The organism is Variovorax sp. RA8, assembly GCF_901827175.1.
Taxonomy (GTDB): Bacteria; Pseudomonadota; Gammaproteobacteria; order Burkholderiales; family Burkholderiaceae_C; genus Variovorax.
The window spans coordinates 4,130,103-4,151,647 of the sequence record NZ_LR594662.1 but is presented as its reverse complement, the minus strand read 5'-3'; the positions used below and the strand labels follow the sequence as shown (position 1 = coordinate 4,151,647).

General features: G+C 68.6%; 26 protein-coding genes. 12 read left to right on the top strand and 14 right to left on the bottom strand.

Going from position 1 to position 21,545, the window contains the following annotated elements; all coding sequences use genetic code 11:
- The first annotated feature begins 14 nt into the window (after positions 1–14).
- Positions 15–764 carry a 23S rRNA (guanosine(2251)-2'-O)-methyltransferase RlmB gene (gene rlmB, locus E5P3_RS19465; protein ID WP_162587468.1) on the top strand — a complete coding sequence of 250 codons (750 nt, stop codon included), beginning with the start codon at positions 15–17 and terminating at the stop codon, positions 762–764.
- Here rlmB and E5P3_RS19460 read toward each other — a convergent pair whose 3' ends face one another.
- The 7 genes from E5P3_RS19460 to E5P3_RS19430 all read right to left on the bottom strand — a co-directional run bounded on the left by E5P3_RS19460 (position 765) and on the right by E5P3_RS19430 (position 4,636).
- The gene (locus E5P3_RS19460) at positions 765–1,028 is read right to left on the bottom strand and encodes a hypothetical protein (RefSeq protein WP_162587467.1); all 264 of its coding nucleotides are present in this window, start codon (positions 1,026–1,028) and stop codon (positions 765–767) included. It lies immediately after the preceding gene.
- A 167-nt stretch (positions 1,029–1,195) separates the two neighbouring features.
- On the bottom strand, positions 1,196–1,600 hold the full coding sequence (locus tag E5P3_RS19455; RefSeq protein WP_162587466.1) for an Hsp20/alpha crystallin family protein: 405 nt from the start codon (positions 1,598–1,600) through the stop codon (positions 1,196–1,198).
- A gap of 13 nt (positions 1,601–1,613) precedes the next feature.
- The gene (locus E5P3_RS19450) at positions 1,614–2,054 is read right to left on the bottom strand and encodes an Hsp20/alpha crystallin family protein (RefSeq protein WP_162589759.1); all 441 of its coding nucleotides are present in this window, start codon (positions 2,052–2,054) and stop codon (positions 1,614–1,616) included.
- A 144-nt stretch (positions 2,055–2,198) separates the two neighbouring features.
- Positions 2,199–2,369 (bottom strand): SoxR reducing system RseC family protein, encoded by a 171-nt coding sequence (locus E5P3_RS19445; protein ID WP_146039330.1) that lies wholly within the window; start codon positions 2,367–2,369, stop codon positions 2,199–2,201.
- 95 nt (positions 2,370–2,464) lie between these two features.
- On the bottom strand, positions 2,465–3,433 hold the full coding sequence (locus E5P3_RS19440; RefSeq protein ID WP_162587465.1) for an aldo/keto reductase: 969 nt from the start codon (positions 3,431–3,433) through the stop codon (positions 2,465–2,467).
- 19 nt (positions 3,434–3,452) lie between these two features.
- Positions 3,453–4,052 carry a chromate transporter gene (locus E5P3_RS19435; RefSeq protein ID WP_162587464.1) on the bottom strand — a complete coding sequence of 200 codons (600 nt, stop codon included), beginning with the start codon at positions 4,050–4,052 and terminating at the stop codon, positions 3,453–3,455.
- The gene (locus E5P3_RS19430) at positions 4,049–4,636 is read right to left on the bottom strand and encodes a chromate transporter (RefSeq protein ID WP_162587463.1); all 588 of its coding nucleotides are present in this window, start codon (positions 4,634–4,636) and stop codon (positions 4,049–4,051) included. The genes E5P3_RS19435 and E5P3_RS19430 overlap by 4 nt, the downstream gene beginning before the upstream one ends.
- A 90-nt stretch (positions 4,637–4,726) precedes the next feature.
- Here E5P3_RS19430 and E5P3_RS19425 point away from each other — a divergent pair, with 90 nt between their 5' ends.
- Positions 4,727–5,614: a YihY/virulence factor BrkB family protein gene (locus E5P3_RS19425; RefSeq protein WP_162587462.1), complete on the top strand. Its 888-nt coding sequence runs from the start codon at positions 4,727–4,729 to the stop codon at positions 5,612–5,614.
- A gap of 15 nt (positions 5,615–5,629) precedes the next feature.
- Here the strand turns inward: E5P3_RS19425 and E5P3_RS19420 are convergent, their stop codons facing one another.
- Positions 5,630–6,181, bottom strand: a complete 552-nt coding sequence (locus E5P3_RS19420; protein ID WP_162587461.1) for a DUF924 family protein — start codon at positions 6,179–6,181, stop codon at positions 5,630–5,632.
- 107 nt (positions 6,182–6,288) lie between these two features.
- Here E5P3_RS19420 and E5P3_RS19415 point away from each other — a divergent pair, with 107 nt between their 5' ends.
- The 3 genes from E5P3_RS19415 (at position 6,289) to E5P3_RS19405 (ending at position 8,926) form a co-directional block, all read left to right on the top strand.
- Entirely contained in the window at positions 6,289–6,738 is a 450-nt protein-coding gene (locus E5P3_RS19415; protein WP_162587460.1) for a CHRD domain-containing protein, read from the top strand.
- Between the two features lie 66 nt (positions 6,739–6,804).
- A complete protein-coding gene (locus tag E5P3_RS19410) occupies positions 6,805–8,040 on the top strand; it encodes a patatin-like phospholipase family protein (RefSeq protein WP_162587459.1) in 1,236 nt (411 codons plus the stop codon).
- 103 nt (positions 8,041–8,143) lie between these two features.
- Positions 8,144–8,926: a 3-hydroxybutyrate dehydrogenase gene (locus E5P3_RS19405; protein WP_162587458.1), complete on the top strand. Its 783-nt coding sequence runs from the start codon at positions 8,144–8,146 to the stop codon at positions 8,924–8,926.
- Between the two features lie 102 nt (positions 8,927–9,028).
- On the opposite strand, the gene E5P3_RS19400 is transcribed toward E5P3_RS19405, so the two are convergent.
- Positions 9,029–9,988 carry a bifunctional helix-turn-helix transcriptional regulator/GNAT family N-acetyltransferase gene (locus tag E5P3_RS19400; RefSeq protein ID WP_443083254.1) on the bottom strand — a complete coding sequence of 320 codons (960 nt, stop codon included), beginning with the start codon at positions 9,986–9,988 and terminating at the stop codon, positions 9,029–9,031.
- A gap of 160 nt (positions 9,989–10,148) precedes the next feature.
- On the opposite strand from E5P3_RS19400, the gene E5P3_RS19395 reads away from it, so the two are divergent.
- Complete coding sequence (locus E5P3_RS19395) at positions 10,149–12,482, top strand: YgiQ family radical SAM protein (RefSeq protein ID WP_162587456.1); 2,334 nt, start codon at positions 10,149–10,151, stop codon at positions 12,480–12,482.
- A 57-nt stretch (positions 12,483–12,539) separates the two neighbouring features.
- Entirely contained in the window at positions 12,540–13,511 is a 972-nt protein-coding gene (locus E5P3_RS19390) for a hypothetical protein (RefSeq protein WP_162587455.1), read from the top strand.
- Positions 13,512–13,554: 43 nt separating this feature from the next.
- On the opposite strand, the gene E5P3_RS19385 is transcribed toward E5P3_RS19390, so the two are convergent.
- Positions 13,555–14,001: a universal stress protein gene (locus E5P3_RS19385; protein ID WP_162587454.1), complete on the bottom strand. Its 447-nt coding sequence runs from the start codon at positions 13,999–14,001 to the stop codon at positions 13,555–13,557.
- Between the two features lie 294 nt (positions 14,002–14,295).
- Between E5P3_RS19385 and E5P3_RS19380 the strand changes: the two genes are divergently transcribed.
- On the top strand, positions 14,296–15,018 hold the full coding sequence (locus E5P3_RS19380) for a hypothetical protein (protein WP_162587453.1): 723 nt from the start codon (positions 14,296–14,298) through the stop codon (positions 15,016–15,018).
- On the opposite strand, the gene E5P3_RS19375 is transcribed toward E5P3_RS19380, so the two are convergent.
- Together E5P3_RS19375 and E5P3_RS19370 are read right to left on the bottom strand one after the other, a co-directional pair.
- Entirely contained in the window at positions 15,015–16,361 is a 1,347-nt protein-coding gene (locus E5P3_RS19375; RefSeq protein ID WP_162587452.1) for a GAF domain-containing protein, read from the bottom strand. The genes E5P3_RS19380 and E5P3_RS19375 overlap by 4 nt on opposite strands.
- The gene (locus E5P3_RS19370) at positions 16,358–16,849 is read right to left on the bottom strand and encodes a hypothetical protein (RefSeq protein ID WP_162587451.1); all 492 of its coding nucleotides are present in this window, start codon (positions 16,847–16,849) and stop codon (positions 16,358–16,360) included. The genes E5P3_RS19375 and E5P3_RS19370 overlap by 4 nt, the downstream gene beginning before the upstream one ends.
- 117 nt (positions 16,850–16,966) lie before the next feature.
- Here E5P3_RS19370 and E5P3_RS19365 point away from each other — a divergent pair, with 117 nt between their 5' ends.
- Positions 16,967–17,944: a Bug family tripartite tricarboxylate transporter substrate binding protein gene (locus E5P3_RS19365; protein ID WP_162587450.1), complete on the top strand. Its 978-nt coding sequence runs from the start codon at positions 16,967–16,969 to the stop codon at positions 17,942–17,944.
- A 6-nt stretch (positions 17,945–17,950) separates the two neighbouring features.
- Here E5P3_RS19365 and E5P3_RS19360 read toward each other — a convergent pair whose 3' ends face one another.
- Positions 17,951–18,826 carry a CoA transferase gene (locus E5P3_RS19360; protein ID WP_162587449.1) on the bottom strand — a complete coding sequence of 292 codons (876 nt, stop codon included), beginning with the start codon at positions 18,824–18,826 and terminating at the stop codon, positions 17,951–17,953.
- A 99-nt stretch (positions 18,827–18,925) separates the two neighbouring features.
- On the opposite strand from E5P3_RS19360, the gene E5P3_RS19355 reads away from it, so the two are divergent.
- Positions 18,926–19,828 (top strand): SDR family oxidoreductase, encoded by a 903-nt coding sequence (locus E5P3_RS19355; protein WP_162587448.1) that lies wholly within the window; start codon positions 18,926–18,928, stop codon positions 19,826–19,828.
- Between the two features lie 6 nt (positions 19,829–19,834).
- Here the strand turns inward: E5P3_RS19355 and E5P3_RS19350 are convergent, their stop codons facing one another.
- The gene (locus E5P3_RS19350; RefSeq protein WP_162587447.1) at positions 19,835–20,224 is read right to left on the bottom strand and encodes a DUF488 domain-containing protein; all 390 of its coding nucleotides are present in this window, start codon (positions 20,222–20,224) and stop codon (positions 19,835–19,837) included.
- Between the two features lie 98 nt (positions 20,225–20,322).
- On the opposite strand from E5P3_RS19350, the gene E5P3_RS19345 reads away from it, so the two are divergent.
- The gene (locus tag E5P3_RS19345; RefSeq protein WP_162587446.1) at positions 20,323–21,156 is read left to right on the top strand and encodes a crotonase/enoyl-CoA hydratase family protein; all 834 of its coding nucleotides are present in this window, start codon (positions 20,323–20,325) and stop codon (positions 21,154–21,156) included.
- Positions 21,153–21,533, top strand: a complete 381-nt coding sequence (locus tag E5P3_RS19340) for a hypothetical protein (RefSeq protein ID WP_162587445.1) — start codon at positions 21,153–21,155, stop codon at positions 21,531–21,533. Before E5P3_RS19345 ends, E5P3_RS19340 begins: the two co-directional genes overlap by 4 nt.
- The last annotated feature ends 12 nt before the right edge of the window (positions 21,534–21,545 follow it).

The window sequence follows — 21,545 nt, the reverse complement described above, 5'->3', positions numbered from 1 at the left end:
TCGATAATCCCGCCATGTCTTCCCCCAAAGTGATCTTCGGCTTCCATGCCGTGGGCGTGCGCATCAAGACCGCGCCGCAATCGGTGATCGAGGTGCTGTTCGACGCCAGCCGGCGCGATGCCCGCATGCGCCAGTTCGTCACCCGCGCGCAGGAGGCCGGCGTGCGCCTGATCGAGGCCGACGGACTGCGCCTCGCCAAGCTCAGCGGCAGTCATGGCCACCAGGGCGTCGCGGCGCGGGTGCAGCCGATCGCCCAGACGCGTTCGCTCGATGAACTGCTCGAAGACCTCGAGGCCGCCGGCACGATGCCGCTGCTGCTGGTGCTCGACGGCGTCACCGATCCGCACAACCTGGGCGCCTGCCTGCGCGTGGCCGACGGCGCCGGCGTGCATGCGGTGGTCGCGCCCAAGGACCATGCGGCGGGCATCAACGCCACCGTGGCCAAGGTCGCGAGCGGTGCCGCGGAGACCGTGCCCTACTTCATGGTGACCAACCTGGCACGCACGCTGAACGAGCTGAAGGAGCGCAACATCTGGTGCGTGGGCACCAGCGACGATGCGCCCGGAACGCTCTACCAGAGCGATCTCCGGCGGCCCCTCGCGCTGGTGCTGGGCGCCGAGGGCGAGGGCATGCGCCAGCTCACCCGCAAGACCTGCGATGAACTGGTGCGCATTCCGATGGCCGGGGCGGTGGAAAGTCTCAACGTCTCCGTGGCGAGCGGGGTGTGCCTCTATGAGGCTATGCGGCAACGCAGCACCGGCTGATCAGAGGCTGGCGAAGCCCGTCTCGCCCGAGTGATCGCGTGCCTTCCAGTCGTCCACCCAGGCCTTGGCCTTGCGCTCCAGCGCATCGGAGGCGCGTGCGGCGTCCTCGAAATGGCCGCTCAAGGCAACGCGGCACTTGTGCTCTCCATCGCGCCACAGATCCGCGTGGCCGGAGGCTTGCCCTTCGACAGCCACCGCGTTCAGGCACACGCGGACCTCCCACGCCTCGTAAACGAAGCGCTTGACCTCGCCGTCATCGTTCATTGCCTACATTCCTCGCTCGGTTTTTCTCTCTGGACACGGATCACGGCCACCTGCCCCGGCTCATGCAGAACCCGCACGGGCCGCTTCGGTCCGTGCAACAGCTTAACGCCTTGGACGGGGACCCCTTCGGGCGGCCGTGCGGCCCGAAGGGGCAAACCGGGCGCCGGTCAGTTCACCGCGATCTCGATGCGCCGGGGCTGCGCCTGGGCCACCTTGGGGATGCGCAGGGTCAGCACACCCCGTGCCAGCTCGGCGGAAACCTTCTCGGTGTCGAGTTCCTTGCTCAAGGTGAAGACGCGGCGAAAGCGCGCAAGGCCGACTTCCGTGTGGCTCGACTGCAGGTCCTTCGGCACGCTCAGGTCCGATTCTGCATCGATGGTGAGCGTATCGGACTCCACCTGCAGATGGAGCTTCTCCTTCGAAACGCCGGGAAGGTCGGCATACAGCGTGATGCCGGTGGCGTCCTCCACCACATCGACGGGCGGCGTCAGCGCCGCTTCGCCGTAACCCGGCCTGTCCTTGCGGGTGATGGTGGAGGGAGTGTTCGGGCGGACAGTGTCAACGTCGTTCATGTCGCTGCTCCTTTCATTGGATCGTGATGCGGCGTGGCTGTGCGGACGCACGCCGCTGCACGGTGACGTGCAGGACGCCGTCGCGATAGTCGGCCTTGATCGCTTCCGGGTCGGCATCGTCGGGCAGGGTCAGCATGCGCCGGAAGCTGCCCGCGAAACGCTCGTTGATGTGCACGGTGGACTTCGAGTCCTCCGACGACGGCAGCGCCGACGGGCGCTCGCCGGACACGGTCAGCAGGCCACGGTCGAGCTGGATGTCGATCTTGGCCGGATCGAGGCCGGGGGCGAAGGCGTAGATCTCGATCGTCTGCGGCGTGCCGCCGACGTTCAGGGCGGGGAACCCGCCGCGGCCCAGGCCCCGGATGCTTGGAGAGAGATCGAAGGCCTGCTGCATTTCGCGTTGCAGGCGATCCATCTCGGCGAACAGGTCGCGCGGAAACAGGGATCGATACATGGCGAAAACCTCCATACGGTTGAACCAGACGGAGCGTCGGAGACGCCTCCGGCGCTTCCGGGGGAGGAGGTAGGAGCGGATGCCACGGTTTTCAAGAGGCCGCCTGCGCACGCCTGGCGCGCTGTCGGCGCCGGGTACGAAGCGCTATGAAGGATCCTTGCTGCGCGTACGCCCGACAGCACTGAAGATGCCAATGCCCAGCAGGATGAGGGCGCCGATGCCAATGTAGAGCGTCGGAACGCCCATGACGGAGGCACCCCAGGCCAGGCCGGCCAGGAAGAGCAGGAAGCCGATCATGTAGAGCGCGAAAGACATGTCTTGTTTCCCGGAATTGAGATTGAAACAGTCTCGGCCTGCGGTGCACGCGATGCAAGGGCAACAGCCGCCAACGCGTGTCGGCGCGCACCTACCTACCGTGGCTGCACGGCCTCGGCGCTGGCTCGATCGAGCAGCGCGATCGCCTCGGCGTCGAGCGACATCCGCGCAGCGGCTGCGAGTTCCTGCAGCTGCGGAATCGATGTGGCGCTGGCGATCGGCGCAGTGATGGAGCGGCGCGCGATCTGCCAGGCGATCGCCACCTGTCCGGGCGTCGCGCCGCGCGGCCTGGCCACCTCGTCGAGCGCCGCCAGGATGCGCAGGCCGCGCGGGTTCAGGTACTTCTTCGTCGTGCTGGCGCCGCGCGCGCTCTTGGCGGCGTCGGCTTCGCTGCGGTACTTGCCCGTCAGGAAGCCTGCCGCCAGCGCATAGAAGTTGATCACGCCCACGCCGCGCTCGAGGCACAGCGGCTCCAGCGCCTCCTCGAACACCGCGCGGTCGTACAGGTTGTAGAGCGGCTGCAGGCTCTCGTAGCGCGGCAGCCCCTGGCGCTCGGCCACGTCCAGCGCCTCGGCCAGCCGCGGCGCGCTGTAGTTCGAGGCGCCGATGGCGCGCACCTTGCCGGCCTTGATCAGCTCGGCGAAGGCGCCGAGCGTGTCGGCCAGCGGCGTGTCGGCGTCGTCATCGTGCGACTGGTAGAGGTCGATGTGGTCGGTCTGTAGGCGCCTGAGCGAGGCGTCCACGGCCTGGCGGATGTAGGCCGGCGACAGGCCCTTCTTCTCCTCGCCCATGGGCTTGCCGACCTTGGTCGCCAGCACCAACTGGTTGCGCTTGCCGCTTTGCCGCAGCCATCTGCCGATGATCGTCTCCGACTCGCCGCCGCTGTGGCCGGGCACCCAGCTGGAGTAGACGTCGGCGGTATCCACGAAGTTGAAGCCGGCATCGAGCCAGGCGTCGAGCAGGCGGAACGAGAGCTTCTCGTCCACCGTCCAGCCGAAGACGTTGCCGCCGAAGGCCAGCGGCGAGACCTGGAGGCCGGAACGGCCGAGGGGGCGAAGTTGCATGAATGCTTTCCCGGGAAGGTCAGACGAAGCCGAAGGCGCCCAGCAGGGCACCGGCGCCCAGCAGCCACAGCAGGTGGATGCGGGTGCGCCAGACGATAAAGGTCACCACGCCGGACAGCAGCCAGAGGTGCCAGGCAGGCACGTTGCCGGCATGGTTACCGGCCGCCAGCACCCAGCCGGTGGCGACCAGCAGGCCCACGACCACGGGCGCCATGCCTTGCTTGAAGGCGCGCACCTCGCGCCGCTCGCGGTTGCGATGGCCCCAGCGTGTCGCGACATAGGTCAGGGTAGTGCTCGGCAGCATGATGCCGACCATGGTGACGGCCAGGCCGAGCAGGCCCAGCGCCCACGCCTGCGGGCCGGCGCCGATGCCGCCACCCGCGTTGATGCCGACGTTCCATCCCATCAGCGCGACGAAGAGCACGTTGGGGCCGGGTGCCGCCTGCGCGATCGCGACCGAAGAGCTGAACTGCGCGTCCGTCAGCCAGCCGTGTCGGTCGACCAGGTAGCGGTGCATGTCGGGCACGGTCGTGATGGCACCGCTGATCGACAGCATCGACAGCATCAGGTATTGGCCGAACAAGCCAAGCCAGTCGTGCCAGTGCAACACGATGGTCATGTTTTTATTCTTCTCCAGGTCCACACGCACGCAGCGCCGCCGACGACCAGCAGCACCCAGCCCAGCGGAATGCGCACGAGGGCGATCGCGCCGAAGACCAGTGCCACGATGGCCAGGCAGACGCCGAAGCCCAGCGGATGGCGTCGCAGTGCGGGGATCAACTTGATGCCGGTGGCCGCGATGAGCCCGCCGGCCACCGCCCCCATGCCGCGCAGTGCGCCGGCAACCTGCGGGTTCCCGGCGTAGTGCGCGTACAGCAGCGCCAGCGCCAGGATCACGCCGAGCGGCACGGTCAGCATGCCGGCCACGGCGGCGATCGCGCCGCGCAGTCCGAAATGGCGGTCGCCGATCATCAGGGCGAGATTGATCACGTTCGGGCCGGGCAGCACCTGGGCCACCGCCCAGTCCTCGAGGAACTCGCCGGCCGTCAGCCAGCGCTTCTTCTCGACCATCTCGCGCTGCACGATGGCGAGCACGCCGCCGAAGCCCTGCAGCGCCAGCCAGGTGAAGGAAACAAACAGGTCGCGGACGGAACTGGGACGCGGGCGGTCGGATTGCGCCGCGAGGGGAGGGGCCGGATGCATCGCACGCGATTATGGTCGCAGCGCGGTCCGGCCGCGCCTCAGAAACGCGCCGGCGCGCGCTCGCGCGCGCATGCTGCGACACTCGCGGACATGCAGGCGCGTACGCTCTTCGACCTTTTCAAGCAGGCAGTCCTTTCGTGGAAGGCCGACTACGCACCGAGCATGGGCGCTGCCCTGGCCTACTACACGGTGTTCTCCGTGGCGCCCCTGCTCCTGATCGTGATTTCCGTGGCGGGCCTGGTCTTCGGCCAGGAGGCCGCGCGTGGCGAGATCATGGTCCAGCTCTCCGGTCTGATGGGGGAGCAGGGCGCGCGGGCGGTGCAGGGCATGCTCGAATCCGTCAACAAGCCGAAGGAGGGCATCGTCGCGACCGTGATCGGCATCGTGCTGCTGGTGGTCGGCGCGACCACCGTGTTCGGCGAACTGCAGGACGCGCTCGATCGCATCTGGCGCGCGCCGGCGCGAGGCGACGGCAGCGGCTGGCTGAACCTGCTGCGCGTGCGGCTGCTGTCCTTCAGCATGATCATGGGCCTGGGCTTCCTGCTGATGGTGTCGCTGGTGGCGAGCGCTGCGCTGGCGGCGTTGGGCAAGTGGTGGGCGCCCGTCTTCGGACGCTGGGCCTTGCTGGGGCAGGCAGTCGACTTCTGCTTCAGCTTCGTCATGATCACCGTGGGTTTCGCCATGATCTACAAGATCATGCCTCGCGTGCGTGTGCAGTGGCGCGACGTATGGGTGGGCGCGGCGGTCACGGCGCTGCTGTTCACCATCGGCAAGTACCTGATCGGCCTGTACATCGGCAAGAGCAGCGTGGCCTCGGGCTACGGCGCCGCGGGGTCGCTGGTGGTGGTGCTGGTCTGGGTCTACTACTCGGCGCAGATTTTTCTGCTCGGGGCTGAGTTCACCTGGGTGTACGCGCACAAGTTCGGGTCGCTGCGCCACGTCGAGCGGCCCGATGCGCCGCCCACCCCGACGCGCTGATCGGCCAACGGCCCTCTAACCCGCGAAGCCACCCTGGTCGAGGAAGGCCTGCTCCTGCGGCGTGGTCTCGCGCCCGAGCATCGGATTGCGGTGCGGGAAGCGTCCGAAGCGCGCGATGATGTCGCGATGCAGCACCGCGAAGCGCTGGGTGTCGGCATCCAGCGCAGCATTCAGCGCGACCGATCGCTCCTGGTCGGCCAGCGATTCCGAATGCATGAACGGCAGGTAGAAGAAGGGCCGCAGCACATCGTCGACCTGCCGGTCGTGCCCGGCTTCGATGGCTGCGCGCGCAATCGCGCGCGCCTTGCCGTCGGTGGCGAACATGTGGGCGCTGCCGCGCCAGGCGTTGCGCGGGAACTGGTCCAGCAACACCAGCAGCGCCAGTGCGCCTTCGGCCTCGCTGGCCCAGGCATCGAGGGCGCCGGTGGCGGCGGCGTGATGCGCGGCTTCGAAGCGCGTCTTGAACTCGGCATCGAAGGCCTCGTCCTTCGCGAACCAGTGGGAAGGACCGGCGTCGCGCCAGAAGGCGGCGACCTCGTGCGCGCAGGGCAGGGGAGCTGTCGTCATGCGTCCGATGATGCCATCGGCCGTCGCTCAGAACGGGCTCGTGGCCGACACGCGCGGCATCCCGCGCTGCATATGCTGTTTGCTCCCGCAACTATGGAGATCCGCTCATGAACCGAACTGCCACCTTCTTGCGCGCCGCCCTCGTGACCGGCGTGGCCACCGCCGCTCTCGCGGGCTGCGGCATGATGTCCAGGTCCAACACGGCGAGCTTCAGCGGCAGCATGAACGCGGCCAGCCAGGTGCCGCCCAACATGACGCGCGGCAGCGGCCTGGCCGAGGCCTGGCTCAACAAGGACACCAATGTCCTCAAGTACAAGATCGTCTACACCGGACTGAGCGGTCCGGCCACAGCGGCCCATTTCCATGGCCCCGCTTCAGCCGGCGCGAACGCGGGCGTGGTGTTGCCCTTCGCGAATCCCGCAAGTCCCATCGAGGGCCAGGCCACGCTCACCCCGGCCCAGGCCGCCGACCTGATGGCCGGCCGGTGGTACGCCAACATCCATACGGCGGCCAATCCGAACGGCGAGATCCGGGGGCAACTGCTGCCCAAGATGTAGACCGCCGGCGCTTCGGATGTCCGTTGGCAGGAACTTCGGGGGCGGCGCGTGGTGTCCAATCCGCCCATGCGCACCATCACGCCCAGCAAGAAAACCAACGGTTCCGCCTCCCGTCGCTCCATCCCCCGCGTCGACATCACGGCCGCCAAGAAGGCGCTTGTGCTGCAGGGCGGCGGCGCCCTCGGCGCCTACCAGGCCGGCGTCTATGCCGGCGTGTACGAAAAGCACAAGGCGCTGGACTGGGTGGCCGGTGTTTCGATCGGCGCAATCAACGCCGCCCTGATCGCCGGCAACCCGCCCGACCTGCGCGTGGCGCGCCTGCGCGAGTTCTGGGACCTCGTTTCCTCGGGCCCGGCGCAACGGCTGCCGCCGGGGTGGAGCGACCGCGCGCTCTTCAACCGGTGGAGTGCCAATTCGACGGCGATGTTCGGCGTGCCGGGCTTCTTCACGCCGCGGCGCGACCCGACGCTGTTGCTCGGCGGCGCGGCACCGGTGCTGAGCTACTACGACACCTCGCCCCTGAAGTCCACGCTCGAGCGCCTGGTGGACTTCGATCGCATCAACGACTGCGACATCCGCTTGAGCGTGGGCGCGGTCAATGTGCGCAGCGGCAATTCGGTCTACTTCGACAACACCCGGCAGCGCATCGGCCCCGAGCACATCATGGCCAGCGGCGCCCTGCCGCCCGGCTTCGAGCCGGTGCACATCGACGGGGAGGACTACTGGGACGGCGGCATCGTCTCCAACACGCCGCTGCAGTACGTGCTCGACACCCATCCGCGCACGGAGTCGCTCATGGTGCTGCAGGTGGACCTGTTCAGCGCCCGGGGCGCCATGCCGCGCACCCTGGCCGAGACCCTGGAGCGGCAGAAGGACATCACCTACTCGAGCCGCACTCGCATGAACACCGACGCGCTGGCCTCGAACATGAACCTGCAGCAGGCGGTGGCCGACCTGATCGCCAAGCTGCCGGCCGCGCTGCGCAAGGATCCCAGCGTTGCCGCGGTGTGCGCGCAGCTCACGCACCAGCCGATCGAGATCGTGCACCTGATCTACCGTGACAAGCCCTACGAGCTCGACTCCAAGGACTACGAGTTCTCGCGCGCCTCGGTCGACGAGCACTGGGAAGCCGGCATGCGCGACATCTGCAACACGCTGGAGCACCCGGATTGGCTGCGCGCCGCCGCGCAGGCCAACGGCGTCACCACCTTCGACCTCGCCGAACCCCAGCAACGACGCGTTCGCCATCCGATGAAGATACCGGCCGCCCCGGCCGCCGCAGCCGCGGCCGCGGTGCGCTGACGCGGCTGGTCAGGCTGGCCAAAGACTTCTGCGCCAGGCTCTGTCACCGGCACGCGGCTTGCACGCGTCATCATCCTTCCAACCTTCACCCCAAGGACATCCCATGCAACTCAAGGACAAGGTCGCCTTCATCACCGGTTCGGCCAGCGGCATCGGCAAGGAAATCGCCCTCCTGTTCGCGCAGGAAGGCGCCAAGGTCGTGATCGCCGATCTCAACAAGCAGGCGGCCGACGCCACCGCCGCCGAGCTCGAGGAAAGCGGCGCGCAGGCCATCGGCGTCGGCGTCGACGTCACCAGCGAAGAGCAGGTCGACGCGGCCGTCGAGGAAGCCGCCAAGGCCTTCGGCGGCATCGACATTCTGATCAGCAATGCCGGCATCCAGATCGTGCACCCGGTCGAGGAGTTCAGCTTTGCCGACTGGAAGAAGATGCTGGCCATCCATCTCGACGGCGCCTTCCTCACCACCAAGGCCTGCCTCAGGCACATGTACGCGCAGGGCCGCGGCGGCAGCGTGATCTACATGGGCTCGGTGCGCTCCAAGGAGGCCTCGCTGCTGAAGGCGCCCTATGTCACGGCCAAGCACGGCCTGATCGGGCTGGCCAAGACGGTGGCGAAGGAGGGCGCGAAGCATGGCGTGCGCGCCAACGTGATCTGCCCCGGCTTCGTGCGTACGCCACTGGTCGAGAAGCAGATCCCGGAGCAGGCCAGGACCCTGGGCATCACCGAGGAGCAGGTGATCAAGAACGTGATGCTCAAGGAGACGGTGGACGGCGAGTTCACCACCACGGACGACGTCGCGCGCGTGGCGCTGCTGTTTGCCGCCTTCCCGACCAATGCGCTCACCGGGCAATCCCTGGTGGTGAGCCATGGCTGGTTCATGCAGTAGGCGGGCGAGCGCTCAGTGCTCGTGTCTGTGTTCTTGGGGGGACCGGCCCTTTGCGCTGCGGTGACGTGCCGCGCGGGCCTATCGGGCGCGTATCAATGTGTATCAATTTTGGCGAGTGAGCCTGAGTTCCCAGGTTTCGCCCACCAGTTGCTGGCCGAAGCCCTCGTAGGGCTCGGACTTGACCAGCTCGAAACCGCGCATCGCGTAGATGTGGCGCGCGGCCAGCAGGCAGCTGTTGGTCCACAGCACCATCTTCCTGTAGCCCTTGCGGCGCGCGAAGGCAATGCATTCGTCGGTCAGCCGCGCGCCCAGGCCCAGCCCGCGCGCCTGCGGCGTCAGGATCAAGAGGCGCAGCTGTGCCACGGTGGCTGACTTGCGCACCAGGAACACGGCGCCCACGCGCTCGCCGTCGAGCTCGGCGATCCAGCAATGCTCCCATTCGGGCTGGAACTTGCGCAGGAACTCGCCGGCAATCTCGGCCACCAGCGCCTCGAACTCGCTGTTCCAGCCGTACTCGCGGGCGTAGAGCTCGCCGTGCTGCTGCACCACCCAGCCGATATCGCCCGGCTGCGGGTCGCGCAGCACCGCGGTGCGCGGCTTGGCTGGCGCGCTGGCTTCGGGCTCGATCAGCGCCTGCACCGTGTGCATCGCATCGATCAACCGGCGCTGCTGTGGCGCCGTAAGCGAAGCGAGCAGGGCATGGGCCTCGTCACGCGATTTCTGCTGCAGCGGGGCGAAGGCGGCGTGGCCCGCCTCGGTCAGGCGCAGCAGGCTCTGGCGCGCATCGCGTGGATGCGTCTCGCGCGCGAGCCAGCCGGCGCCCTCGAAGCGGCGCAGGATGCGGCTGAGGTAGCCGCCGTCCAGGCCCAGGTCCTTCGCGATCTCGCTGGCCACGGCCTGCTCGCAGTGCGCCAGCTCGTAGAGCACCCGCACGTCGGTGAGCGACATGTCGCTGCCCAGGTAGGGGTCGAGCGCGCCGATGCGGCGGGTGTAGAAGCGGTTGAACTGGCGCACGGCCTTGACGGCGGCGACGTCTGGCAAGGCGGGGGATTCGGCGGACATGAATGCCATTGTCAATCGATTGATTGACTCAGGCAAGTAACTGCGGCATGCCCTCCGCTCGCGCGACATGGCCTTTCGGTGGGCACGGCAAGCCCGAGCCCGTAAAATCACGGGTTGCCCGAAACCGGGCCACCGCGGCCTGCCTGCCGCTTCCTCCCACATGAACGCCCCCGTCGACGTCTCCTTTTTCGCGCGCGCCGCCAAGCCGCTGACCAGCTACCGCAAGTACTGGGCAGCCCGTTTCGGCACGGCCAGGTTCCTGCCCACTTCGCGCGCCGAGATGGAGGCGCTGGGTTGGGACAGCTGCGACATCGTGATCGTCACCGGCGACGCCTATGTCGACCATCCCAGCTTCGGCATGGCGGTCATCGGCCGGATGCTGGAGGCGCAGGGCTTTCGCGTGGGCATCATCGCGCAGCCCGACTGGCACAGCGCCGATCCCTTCAAGGCGCTGGGCAAGCCGAACCTGTTCTTCGGCGTGACCGCCGGCAACATGGACTCGATGATCAACCGCTACACGGCGGACCGGAAAATCCGCAGCGATGACGCCTACACGCCCGGCGATGTCGGCGGCCGGCGGCCCGACCGGGCAGCCATCGTGTATTCGCAGCGATGCAAGGAAGCCTGGAACGACGTGCCGATCGTGCTCGGCGGCATCGAGGGCTCGCTGCGCCGCATCGCCCATTACGACTACTGGCAGGACAAGGTCCGCCGCTCGATCGTGGTCGACGCCAAGTGCGACCTGCTGCTGTACGGCAATGCAGAGCGCGCCATCGTCGAGATCGCGCACCGCCTCGCGGCGCGCGAGCCCGTGCAGCAGATCACCGACGTGCGCGGCACGGCCTTCGTGCGGCGGGAGACGCCCGCAGGCTGGTTCGAGATCGACTCGACCAGCGTGGACTTGCCGGGGCGGGTCGAGGCGCATGTGAACCCATACCTGATGGTGTCGGAGCAGGCCAAGGCGAATGGAGCGACTTGCGCGAAGGAAGAAGAAGCGCAGGCGGTTGCTGCGACGGCCGAGGCGAAGCCGCTCCATTTCATCCCCAACCCCGGCTTGCGCAAGGCAGAGGGGGAGGGAGCAAAGCCCGAGGGGCGCGTCAAGGTCCCGCCGCGCGAGCGCTCGGTGATCCGCCTGCCTTCGTACGAGCAGGTGCGTGCCGACCCCGTGCTCTATGCCCACGCCAACCGCGTGCTCCACCTGGAGACCAACCCCGGCAATGCCAGGGCCCTGGTGCAGGCCCACGGCGAGGGCGCAATCGCGCGCGACGTCTGGATCAACCCGCCGCCCATCCCGCTCACCACCGCCGAGATGGACCACGTGTTCGACCTGCCCTATGCGCGCAGCCCGCACCCGCGCTACGCCGACGAGCACGGCAGCCACGATGGCGCCACCAAGATCCCGGCCTGGGAGATGATCCGCTTCAGCGTGAACATCATGCGCGGCTGCTTCGGCGGCTGCACCTTCTGCTCCATCACCGAGCACGAGGGCCGCATCATCCAGAGCCGCTCGGAGGACTCGATCATCAAGGAGGTCGAGGCCATCCGCGACGGCGTCAAGGGCTTCACCGGCACCATCTCGGACCTCGGCGGCCCCACCGCCAACATGTACCGCATCGGCTGCAAGAGCCCGGAGATCGAGGCCGCGTGCCGCAAGCCCAGCTGCGTGTACCCCGGCATCTGCCCGAACCTCAACACCAGCCACGATCCGCTGATCAAGATCTACCGGCGTGCGCGTGCCCTGAAGGGCATCAAGAAGATCCTGATCGGCTCCGGCCTGCGGTACGACCTGGCGGTGCAGTCGCCCGAGTACGTGAAGGAACTGGTGCAGCACCACGTGGGCGGCTACCTCAAGATCGCGCCCGAGCACACCGAGCAGGGTCCGCTCACCAAGATGATGAAGCCCGGCATCGGCAGCTACGACCGCTTCAAGCAGATGTTCGAGAAGTTCAGCGCGGAAGCGGGCAAGAAGCAGTACTTGATCCCGTACTTCATCGCCGCCCATCCAGGCACCAGTGACGAGGACATGATGAACCTCGCGCTCTGGCTCAAGAGGAACGGCTTCCGCGCCGACCAGGTCCAGACCTTCTACCCTTCGCCCATGGCTACCGCCACGGCGATGTACCACACCAACAAGAACCCGCTGCGCAAGATCACACGCGAGAGCGAGACGGTCGACATCGTGCGCGGCGACAAGCGCCGCCGCCTGCACAAGGCCTTCCTGCGCTACCACGACGCCAACAACTGGCCGCTGCTGCGCGAAGCCCTCAAGAAGATGGGCCGTGCCGACCTGATCGGCAACGGCAAGCACCACCTGATCCCGACCTACCAGCCTCTGACCGACGGCAGCTACCAGAGCGCGCGGCGCAAGAACTCGACGCCGGTGGCCTTGCAGCCGGTCCAGCCTGCCAAGGGCCGCATCCTCACGCAGCACACCGGCCTGCCGCCGCGCGAGACCGGCGGCGGCCGCGCCAAGCCGGCGCGCAAGGGCCGCTGAGCGCGTCCGCCGGGATCGTTCGGGCGGCGTTTGGGCGCTGGCTGTATGGTGTGGTGCATGAACCCGCACCCAGCCCATTGCCTGCGCCTCGCGGCTCGCATGGGCCTGGGCCTGTTGCTCGCGGCCTGCGCGCTCGGCGCCGAGGCCGCCCCGCCGGACCCCGGCTCGGCCGTGGCCCTGCGCGAGCAGCACCGCAAGCTGGCCGGCCAGCTCGCCAGCAGCCCGTTGCGCCGGCCGGTGCACCTGGACTCGGCCGAGACGGATAGCGGGCTCCAGGGCGATGTCTATGCGGTGGTCGACCACTCGCTGGAACAGGTGCGCGTCGCGCTCGCCGATGGCACGCAGTGGTGCGAGATGCTGCTGCTGCACATCAACAACCGCCGCTGCCGCGTGAGCCGCACGGCCGCTCCGAAGGCGAACAGCACCGCAGCCGAAGGCGAAGGTACTCCAGTGAGCCGGCAGCCAGAGGGCGAGACCCTCACGCTCAGCGTGGTGCCACGCTACGACAAACCGGTGGAGCAGGCCTTCGAGCTGTCCTTCGTGCATCGCGTTGCGAGCAGCTCGCGCGACTACCTGGAGGTCAGGCTGTCGGCCGAGAGCGGTCCGCTGGGCACCAGCAACTACCGGGTGACGCTGGAGGCCGTGCCGCTCGGCGAGCGCCAGACCTTCCTGCATTTCGGCTACGCCTACGACCACCACATGGTTGCGCGGCTGGCGACCATGGCCTACCTCGCAACCTTCGGCAGTCACAAGAGGGGCTTCACCGTGATCGGCAAGACGCCGACCGGCGAGCCCGACTACATCCGCGGCCTGCGCGGGCTGGTGGAGCGCAACTCAATGCGCTACTTCCTCACGCTGGATGCCTACCTGGCCGGCCTCGGCACACCGCCGCCGGAGCGCGCCGAAAAGCGGCTGCATCGCTGGTTCGAGCAGATCGAGCAGTACCCCGCGCAACTGCACGAGATCGATCTCGCGACCTACCTCGAGCACAAGCGCAGCGACCGGCGGCGTGATGCCGGCAAACCCTAGACATCATGGTCGCCGCCTATCCGAGGGGCGGCGACCATGCTGTCTAGCGCAGCACTAGCACCGGCGTGTGCGAATGCGTCAGCACATGCAGCGTCTCGCTGCCCATCAGCAGCCGCTTGATGCCGCGGCGGCCATGCGAGGCCATCACGATCAGGTCGCTCTTGTGGACGCGCGCGGCTTCGATGATGGCCTCGGAGATCAGCTCCGATTTCATGACCACGGCGCGGGTGCCCTTCACGCCCCGGGCGTCGGCCGTGGCCTTGACCGCGTCGACCACGCGCTGGGCCTCGGCATCGGCCTGTTCCTGCATGCGCTGGACCTCCATCTGGCTTACCAGCAGTGAGCCTTCGAAGTAGCCGGTAGGGTAGTGGTGGACCACCTTGACGGCGACCAGCTCCGCGTTCATCAGCAGGGCGAGGTCGATCGAGGCGGTCACGGCAAGTTCCGAGAGCTCGGAACCATCGGTGGCGACGAGTATGCGTTCATACATGGCGCTCTCCCGGGCGGGAGCATCCCGCCCCCGGCCTCCAGGGTAGCGAGCCGGCAGGCGCCCAGCAAGACGCCGGGGCGCTTCTAGGCGGGCTTGCCTAGGGTGCAGCCCCGTGCCTTGCCACTGTTCCTGGCGGCCGGGATGGTGGGACTGCCGCGCGGCACGCGAAATTTAAGATTCCGTGAGGGATTGCATAAGCAATTCTTAGCGGCGCGCCAGGGTCGCGATTCCTAGACTTCTTCTCCAGCAGGCCGGTGCACGGTGCAGCGGCTGCCCCACTGAGGAAAGTCCCCCATGAACATCGATCAGCGCGAAATGCGCCAGGTGGCCCAGGCGGCCGCCGCACCCCGTGTCGACCTCTACGCCGGCATCCACAAGGCGCTGCGCGCGCTGATGGCCGACACCCTGCTCGGCCTCGGGCGCGCGGACTGCGAGGATGCGCTCGAGCTGGCACAGATCACGCAGCGCGTGCTGCAACTGCTCGACTTCTGCCGCTCGCACCTGCGGCACGAGAACGAGTTCGTCCACGAGGCGATCGAAGCCCGCGCGCCGGGCGCCAGCAGCCAGATCGCACACGAGCATGCAGGCCACGAGGAGGAGATCGTCGTGCTGGCCGACCAGGCCACCGCCCTCCTGCACTGCGACACGGATGCCCGTGCCGCCGGCACGCTGGCGCTCTATCGCGCACTGTCGCTTTTCATCGCCCACAACTTCGAGCACATGCATGTCGAGGAGACGGCACACAACGCGGTGCTGTGGGCGCGCTACACCGATGCCGAACTGATCGAGATCCACAACGCGCTGGTCGCCTCGATCCCGCCAGAAGAGATGATGTTCACGCTGCGCTGGCTGGTGCCCTTCATGAACCCGGCCGAGCGCGCTGCGATGATGGCCGACATGCGCGCGCATGCCCCTGCGCCTGCCTTCGAGGCCGCGCTCGAAGTGGTGCGCCCGCACCTTGGCGAGCGGGAGTGGGCCAAGCTCGCCGCGAGCCTTGGCCTGGCGCCTGACGCTTAGGCTGCGATCTCGTCGAGCGCGATCGGCCGGTCGAGGCGAAGGCGGAAGCGCCCGCGGCCCGTTTTCTCGATGCGTATGTGCGGGCAGTTCTCGGCCAGGCGGCGCTGCAGCAGCACCAGGCGCGCCTCCAGGTTGTCCGAGAGGTCGGGCAGGCGCAGGGCCGGGTCCAGCCGCAGTTCGCGGTTGGTGAACTCGCTGCGGCCGAGTTGCGCGTGCTCGCGCAACAGCTTGCCCAGGATGGCGCCGGCGACGCCCTTGATGAGGTAGCTGTCGCCGACGAAGACGCTGTTGTTGGCGAGGTAGTGGCGAACCGCCAGGGGCGTGCCGCTCGCCGAGGGCATGTCGGCTTCGGCCGGCTCCTCGGGCGGCGCAGGCTCGGCCGAGACGCGCAGCAGGTCCAGCGCCGCGCCGAGGTGCCCGGCGATGGCGACCAGCGCGTCCTCGTCCTCGAAGCCGAAGCGCATGTCCTGGGGACTCTCGACGAACAGCACGCCCAGCAGGCGGCCGGTGGACAGGATCGGGACCGCCAGTTGGCTGTGCGGCTCGGCCAGGCCAGGGAAGGGAATCTCCGTCTCCAGTGCCACGCCGGGCTGGCTTTCGCGCAGGCTGATGCGCACCGCGTGGCTGTAGGCGGCTGCACTCGTCATGTGGCTGATGCGCACCGGCGTGCGTTCGCGTGCGGCCATGCCGATGACGCCGTGGCCCATCTCGATCTCGGAGCCGACGCCGGAGGTCGCGTAGCCGCAGCTAGCCACCGTGTACAGGCGCTGCGTGCCCGCATCGAGCAACAGGACCATGGCATGGCGGATGTCCAGGTGGTCGTTGAGCGCGGCGAGCGCGGCCTGCAGCAGCTCGTCGGTGGCGCCACAGGCGGCCAGGCGCTCCGCCGCGCGGCGCACGCCGGCCAGCAGGGGCGGGCGCGGCGCGGCCGGCAGGCATTCGCCCTCGAGGCGCTCGATGGCATCGACCTCGTAGACGTCGGAGCCCAGCAGGCGGAACACGCCGGCCATGCCGGAATAGGAGGCGATGCCCGCCAGCTGCGCCTTCATGCCTTCGAACAGCGGGCCCTCGGTCTCGGTGCGCAGGTAGCGCAGCTGCAGCCGGTAGAAGACGGCGGTGACCGGATCCATCACCAGCACGGCGCCATGCGGATTGGCCAGGATGTTCTGGCGCGTCTTGTTGAAGAACTGGAAGGACAGCGCGACATGGCGCTCGTCCACATAGTAGACCTGCGAGATGTACGCCACGTTGGGCGTGCCGTCGGCGGCGCAGGTCGCCATCATGGCGGGGATGGCGCCTTCGAAGCAGGCGCGGATCGCGGGCAGGGACGGTGCAGTGGTCATGCAGCCGGCAGCGCGCTGCCGGCGCGCGGGCCGGGCGTCTGGTCGAAGGCCTGGCAGGGCGCGAAGCGGATCGCCACCGTGTCCTCGAGCCTGCAGGCCAGCATGGCGCGCACGAAGACGGCGTCGAAGCCCACGCAGCCGACCTCGCGTTCCATCGATGCCAGGTAGCGGCGCAGGCACGGCAGGTCGCTGTCGTCGGCCGCGCGCAGTCGTGCCGCCCTGGCCTTGACCTGCACCGTGCGGTGGCTCAATGGCTCGCTGAAGACCACCGCCAGCTGGCCGGTCGCGGCCACATCCTGCAGCAGTTGGCGTGACTGGCTGCGTGACAGGTACACGGTGATTTCCGCACCATCGGCCGAAATGCCGGTGCCGACGGCCCGCATCAGGCTCGGGCGGTTCGCGGCATTGCGCGAGGCCACGATGGCCGAGACGCCTTTGTCGATCATCGCGATGTGCTCGGGGCTCAGTAGCGGGGCTTGCGCGATCATGATGGGGAGCGGTGCAGGCTTGCGGGAAACGCGGGATTGGGATTGTGATTCAAAGTCGCCCCTGTGCGGACGGGCAGACGGCGCCTTGCCCGGCATCGCTCTTGCTTTGGCGAGCCCATGACCATCATCCGCCCCACGCGCCGCGGCGCGCTCCAGTGGCTGGCTGCCGGCGCGGCATCGCTGGCGCTGCCGGCCTTCGCCCAGTGGCCCGAGAAGCCCATCAAGATCATCGTCACCTTTCCGGCCGGCGGCGCCAGTGACATCCTGGCCCGCGTGATGGCCGAGCAGCTCGGCAAGAAGCTGGGCCAGCCGGTGGTGGTGGACAACAAACCCGGCGCAGGCGGCACCATCGGGGGCACGCAGGTCGCGGGGGCGGCGCCCGATGGCTACACGCTCATGCTCTCGAACACGACGCCGATTGCGCTCGGCCCCTTTGCGCTCGAGAAGCAGCCCTACGATCCGGTGGCGGCCTTCACGCACATCGCCTACCTGGGCTCGGCGCCGCTGGTGCTGATGGCCAGCAAGGAATCGGGCATCAGGACCTTTGCCGATCTCGACGCCCGCGCGCGCAAGGAGGGCCGGCTGGACTTCGGCTCCGGCGGGCCGGGGTCGGTCGGCCATGTCCACGGCGAGCTGATTCGCAAGATCACCGGCGCCAACCTGGTGCACGTGCCCTACCGCGGTGGCGCACCGATGACCACCGACCTGATCGCCAACGTGATCCCGGTCGGCATCGACGTGCTCACGGCCTTCGTGCCCTTCTTCAAGAGCGGCCAGCTCGTGCCGATCGCGGTAACGAGCCAGGCGCGCTCGCCACTCACGCCGGAGGTTCCGACGGTGGTGGAGATCGGCCAGCCCAAGATGGTGCTGGAGAACTTCTTCGGCCTGAGCGGGCCGGCGAAGCTGCCGGCCGACGTGGTCGCCAGACTCAACGCCGCCTGCAACGAGGTTCTGGTCATGCCCGAGGTGCAGAAGAAGATGGTCGAGCTGGGCATCGTCGGCAAGCCGGAAACCACCGCTCGTTTCCAGAGTTTCGTGCGCGAGCAGGTCGGCGTGCTCGGGCCCACGGTGAAGGGCGCCGGCATCAAGCTCTGAGCGGGCTCAACCTTCCAGCGTGAGCAGCGGCACGTCGCGCTCGCGGGCTATGGTGTCGAGCTCGGCGCGCGTGCGGGTGCGCAGCCAGGCGGCCAGGCCCTCGCGCGTGGCCGGCGCCATCATGTCCTGGATGCCGAGGCCGGCCGCTTCGCACAGCCGCTTGGCGAAATGCGGTTCCAGCGCGGCCACCGCCACCCGGCCGTCGGCGCAGGAGTAGACGCGGTAGCCCGCATGGGCACCCCCCACGGCGCCCGCGGGCAGCGTCAGGCCCCAGCTGCGCGGCAGTGCGAGCCAGTCGGCCGAGGCGTTGAGCGCGACTTCGAGATATACGCCGGTGCCCGGCAGTGCGCGCGCGCAGAGCACGGCCTTGAGCACCGCCTCGCTCGCCAGCAGCGCGCCGCCCATGTCGGCATAGAGGGTGGGCGGCAGCTCGGTGCCCGTGACCAGGCCGCTTTCTGCGAGGTACGTGAGGTCGTGGCCCGGTTCCTCGGCCCGCGCGCCGGGAGCGCCGACGATCGCCACCTGCGAGAGCGCGGGATGCCGGGCGTGCAGCGCCTCCCAGCCCAGGCCCAGCTTGGCCAGGGCGGAGGGGCGGAAGGAGGTCAGCAGCACCTCGGTCTGGCCGAGGGCCCGGTGCAGCTGGGCCAGGCCGGCCTCGGTCTTCAGGTCGCCCGTCTCGATGCGCACGCCTTCGTGCAGCGCGGCATAGGCCGCCCGGTTGTAGTGGGCCATCGGGTCGCCGGCCGGCGGCTCGAATTTCAGGCAGCTGGCGCCCATGGCGCGGCAGCGCATCAGGGCGGCGGGCCCGGGCAGGTTGAGCGCCAGGCTCAGCACGCGCACACCGGAAAGGGGCGTGGAAGCGAGGTCGGGGGAAGGGGGCATGGAGGTGTCCTTGGGCGCTGCTGTCACCTTGGGAGCTTACCGGCTCGCCCGGCTCGCTCTACGATGTGCCTGCACAGCTCATTCAACGAGGAGACCCACATGTACCAAAGCGATCTCATGGCCGGCCGTCGCATTCTCGTGACCGGCGGCGGCACCGGGCTCGGCAAAGCCATGGCCGAGCGCTTCCTGGGACTGGGCGCGGACGTCGCGATCTGCGGCCGGCGCCAGTCGGTCGTCGAGGAGACGGCGGCGCAATGGCGCACGCAGTTCCCCGGCCGCAGGGTCGATGCCTTCGGGGTCGACATCCGCAATGCGCAGAGCGTGGAGGAGATGGTCGAGGCGCTCTGGCAGAGCGGCGGACTGACCGGGCTGGTCAACAACGCGGCCGGCAACTTCGTCGCGCCGACCGAGAGCCTGTCCTCGCGTGCTTTCGATGCCGTCGCCAACATCGTCTTTCACGGGAGCTTCTACGTGACCCAGGCGGTGGGCAAGCGCTGGATCGCCGAGGCCAAGGCCGGGCAGTGGCAGCCGAGCGACCCGTACCGCAGTGTCATGAGCATCATCGTGACCTGGGTCGACAACGGCGGCCCCTACGTCGTGCCCTCGGCCATGAGCAAGGCCGGCGTGGAAGTGATGACCAAGTCGCTGGCGACCGAATGGGCGCGCTACGGCATCCGGCTCAACGCGGTCGGGCCGGGCGAGATCCCGACCGAAGGCATGAGCAAGCGCCTCAATCCGGGCGAGGAGCCCGGCGCGCGCAGCAAGCTGCGCAACCCGATGGCGCGCACCGGCCGGATGAGCGAGCTGCAGAACCTGGCCGCCTTCCTGATGGCCCCCGGCCAGTGCGACTGGCTTACAGGCCAGAGCATCATGATGGACGGCGGCCACGCCCTGGCCACCGGCGGCAACTTCTACGAGCTGCGCGAGTGGAGCGACGCCCAATGGCAGGAAGCGCGCGAGCGCATCGAGGCGCAGAACCAGAAGGACAAGGCGCAAAGATAGGGAAAACTAGCCCACGATCTTCGCCCCGCGCGCCTTCAGCAGTTCGCGCAGGAAGGAGCGGTGGCAATGCGACTCGTCCTCGCAGTAGCAGCCGATCGAGAAGGCGCTCTGGTGCGAGAGCGCCGCCAGCAGGTCCAGGCTGCGGCTGGCGTCGGGCTCGGCCATCTCGGCCTTGAACTTGCGCCCGAAGGCGGTCCATTGCGCCGGCGTCTCGGCGGCCTGGGCGGCCTTCATGGTCTCGACCGAGGGCGCGAGGTTGGGGTACCAGACGTCGTACCAGTTCTGCGAGGCGAACTCGGACTTCGGCACGCCGCGCGGCGGGCGGCGCACGGTGCCGATGCGCAAGCCTTCGCCGGGGGCGCGCTCGCTGCCGAGACGGACGATGCGGATGGCCATGATGTCTGCTCCTGGAGGTGCTGTGGTGCTGGCTGGACGACAGGCGCGATCATCGCCGAGCATCGATACTGGCATCGCAAAAATACCGGAGACATGGCATGAACGAACGCATCGAAACGATCCGCCACCCCGACGGCGTGGTGGAGCTGCAGCTGGCGCGCGCCGACAAGATGAACGCGCTCGACCCGTCGATGTTCGACGCGCTGATCGACGCCGGCGAGCAGCTGCGGCAGGACGCACGCGTGCGCGCCGTGGTGCTCGCCGGCCGCGGCAAGGCCTTCTGCGCGGGGCTGGACATGCAGTCCTTCGAGCGCATGGAGCAGGGCGCCGGCAGCGGCGTCATCGGCCGGCATGCGGTGTCCGACCTGCTGGTGCGCACCCACGGCATCGCCAACGCGGCGCAGCAGGTCGCCATGGTCTGGCGCGAGGTGCCGGTGCCGGTGATCGCCGCCGTGCACGGCGTGGCCTTCGGCGGCGGGCTGCAGGTGGCCCTGGGTGCCGACATCCGGCTGGTCGCTCCGGACACCCGGCTGTCGGTCATGGAAATCAAGTGGGGCCTGGTGCCCGACATGGGCGGCATGGTCCTGATGCGCGAGCTGGCGCGAACCGACGTGGTGCGCGAGCTCACGTTCACCGGCCGCGTCTTCTCCGGCGAGGAGGCGGTGGCGCTGGGCTTCGCGACGCGCGTGTCGACCGACCCGCTGGCCGATGCCCTGCGGATGGCGCATGAGATCGCGCAGAAGAGTCCCGACGCCATCCGCGCCGGCAAGCGGCTGCTGAACGCGGCGACGGCGCACTGCGCGGCCGACCTGCTGCTGGCCGAGTCGGTCGAGCAGAAGGCGCTGATCGGCAGCGCCAACCAGGTCGAGGCCGTGCGCGCCAACATCGAGCGGCGCGCGCCGCGCTTCGGGCCGCAACCCGGGGATCCTTGAAGGACACGAAGGTCTCGCAAACGGTGCGAAAGAGACCGGCAAATGGTTTGTGCTTTTTTCCCCATCCTTCGCGGCATCTTTGCGTCTCCTGCATTCGGATGCCCGGCCTCGCATTGGCGAGCCGGCATACTCGCGAGGTGCCCATCTCCCTGCTCCATCGTTTGGCAGAGCACGATCTGCCCATCGCCGTCAACACCGGCTCCGACGTCGACGCCTTGCGCGTGCTGACCCTCGCCGGCCATGTGAAGGCGATGATCCCCCGACCCGTGCGGACCATGGATGGCTATGAACAGCCGCCGGCCACCGTCACCGCCATAACCCCCCTGGGGCGCAGCATGATGAAACGCTTTCCGAGGGCCCCGGCACTCGGGGCCTGAGAGCCATGACTC

Excerpts from the sequence above, each read along its gene's own strand:
- E5P3_RS19370 (WP_162587451.1), bottom strand. The coding sequence starts at position 16,849 with ATGATCGCGCAAGCCCCGCTACTGAGCCCCGAGCACATCGCGATGATC.
- E5P3_RS19400 (WP_443083254.1), bottom strand. The coding sequence starts at position 9,988 with ATGTCCGCCGAATCCCCCGCCTTGCCAGACGTCGCCGCCGTCAAGGCC.
- E5P3_RS19405 (WP_162587458.1), top strand. The coding sequence starts at position 8,144 with ATGCAACTCAAGGACAAGGTCGCCTTCATCACCGGTTCGGCCAGCGGC.
- E5P3_RS19355 (WP_162587448.1), top strand. The coding sequence starts at position 18,926 with ATGTACCAAAGCGATCTCATGGCCGGCCGTCGCATTCTCGTGACCGGC.
- E5P3_RS19460 (WP_162587467.1), bottom strand. The coding sequence starts at position 1,028 with ATGAACGATGACGGCGAGGTCAAGCGCTTCGTTTACGAGGCGTGGGAG.
- E5P3_RS19420 (WP_162587461.1), bottom strand. The coding sequence starts at position 6,181 with ATGACGACAGCTCCCCTGCCCTGCGCGCACGAGGTCGCCGCCTTCTGG.
- E5P3_RS19360 (WP_162587449.1), bottom strand. The coding sequence starts at position 18,826 with ATGCCCCCTTCCCCCGACCTCGCTTCCACGCCCCTTTCCGGTGTGCGC.
- E5P3_RS19345 (WP_162587446.1), top strand. The coding sequence starts at position 20,323 with ATGAACGAACGCATCGAAACGATCCGCCACCCCGACGGCGTGGTGGAG.
- rlmB (WP_162587468.1), top strand. The coding sequence starts at position 15 with ATGTCTTCCCCCAAAGTGATCTTCGGCTTCCATGCCGTGGGCGTGCGC.
- E5P3_RS19395 (WP_162587456.1), top strand. The coding sequence starts at position 10,149 with ATGAACGCCCCCGTCGACGTCTCCTTTTTCGCGCGCGCCGCCAAGCCG.
- E5P3_RS19415 (WP_162587460.1), top strand. The coding sequence starts at position 6,289 with ATGAACCGAACTGCCACCTTCTTGCGCGCCGCCCTCGTGACCGGCGTG.
- E5P3_RS19445 (WP_146039330.1), bottom strand. The coding sequence starts at position 2,369 with ATGTCTTTCGCGCTCTACATGATCGGCTTCCTGCTCTTCCTGGCCGGC.
- E5P3_RS19365 (WP_162587450.1), top strand. The coding sequence starts at position 16,967 with ATGACCATCATCCGCCCCACGCGCCGCGGCGCGCTCCAGTGGCTGGCT.
- E5P3_RS19350 (WP_162587447.1), bottom strand. The coding sequence starts at position 20,224 with ATGGCCATCCGCATCGTCCGTCTCGGCAGCGAGCGCGCCCCCGGCGAA.
- E5P3_RS19375 (WP_162587452.1), bottom strand. The coding sequence starts at position 16,361 with ATGACCACTGCACCGTCCCTGCCCGCGATCCGCGCCTGCTTCGAAGGC.
- E5P3_RS19385 (WP_162587454.1), bottom strand. The coding sequence starts at position 14,001 with ATGTATGAACGCATACTCGTCGCCACCGATGGTTCCGAGCTCTCGGAA.
- E5P3_RS19425 (WP_162587462.1), top strand. The coding sequence starts at position 4,727 with ATGCAGGCGCGTACGCTCTTCGACCTTTTCAAGCAGGCAGTCCTTTCG.
- E5P3_RS19440 (WP_162587465.1), bottom strand. The coding sequence starts at position 3,433 with ATGCAACTTCGCCCCCTCGGCCGTTCCGGCCTCCAGGTCTCGCCGCTG.
- E5P3_RS19430 (WP_162587463.1), bottom strand. The coding sequence starts at position 4,636 with ATGCATCCGGCCCCTCCCCTCGCGGCGCAATCCGACCGCCCGCGTCCC.
- E5P3_RS19380 (WP_162587453.1), top strand. The coding sequence starts at position 14,296 with ATGAACATCGATCAGCGCGAAATGCGCCAGGTGGCCCAGGCGGCCGCC.
- E5P3_RS19450 (WP_162589759.1), bottom strand. The coding sequence starts at position 2,054 with ATGTATCGATCCCTGTTTCCGCGCGACCTGTTCGCCGAGATGGATCGC.
- E5P3_RS19390 (WP_162587455.1), top strand. The coding sequence starts at position 12,540 with ATGAACCCGCACCCAGCCCATTGCCTGCGCCTCGCGGCTCGCATGGGC.
- E5P3_RS19410 (WP_162587459.1), top strand. The coding sequence starts at position 6,805 with ATGCGCACCATCACGCCCAGCAAGAAAACCAACGGTTCCGCCTCCCGT.
- E5P3_RS19435 (WP_162587464.1), bottom strand. The coding sequence starts at position 4,052 with ATGACCATCGTGTTGCACTGGCACGACTGGCTTGGCTTGTTCGGCCAA.
- E5P3_RS19455 (WP_162587466.1), bottom strand. The coding sequence starts at position 1,600 with ATGAACGACGTTGACACTGTCCGCCCGAACACTCCCTCCACCATCACC.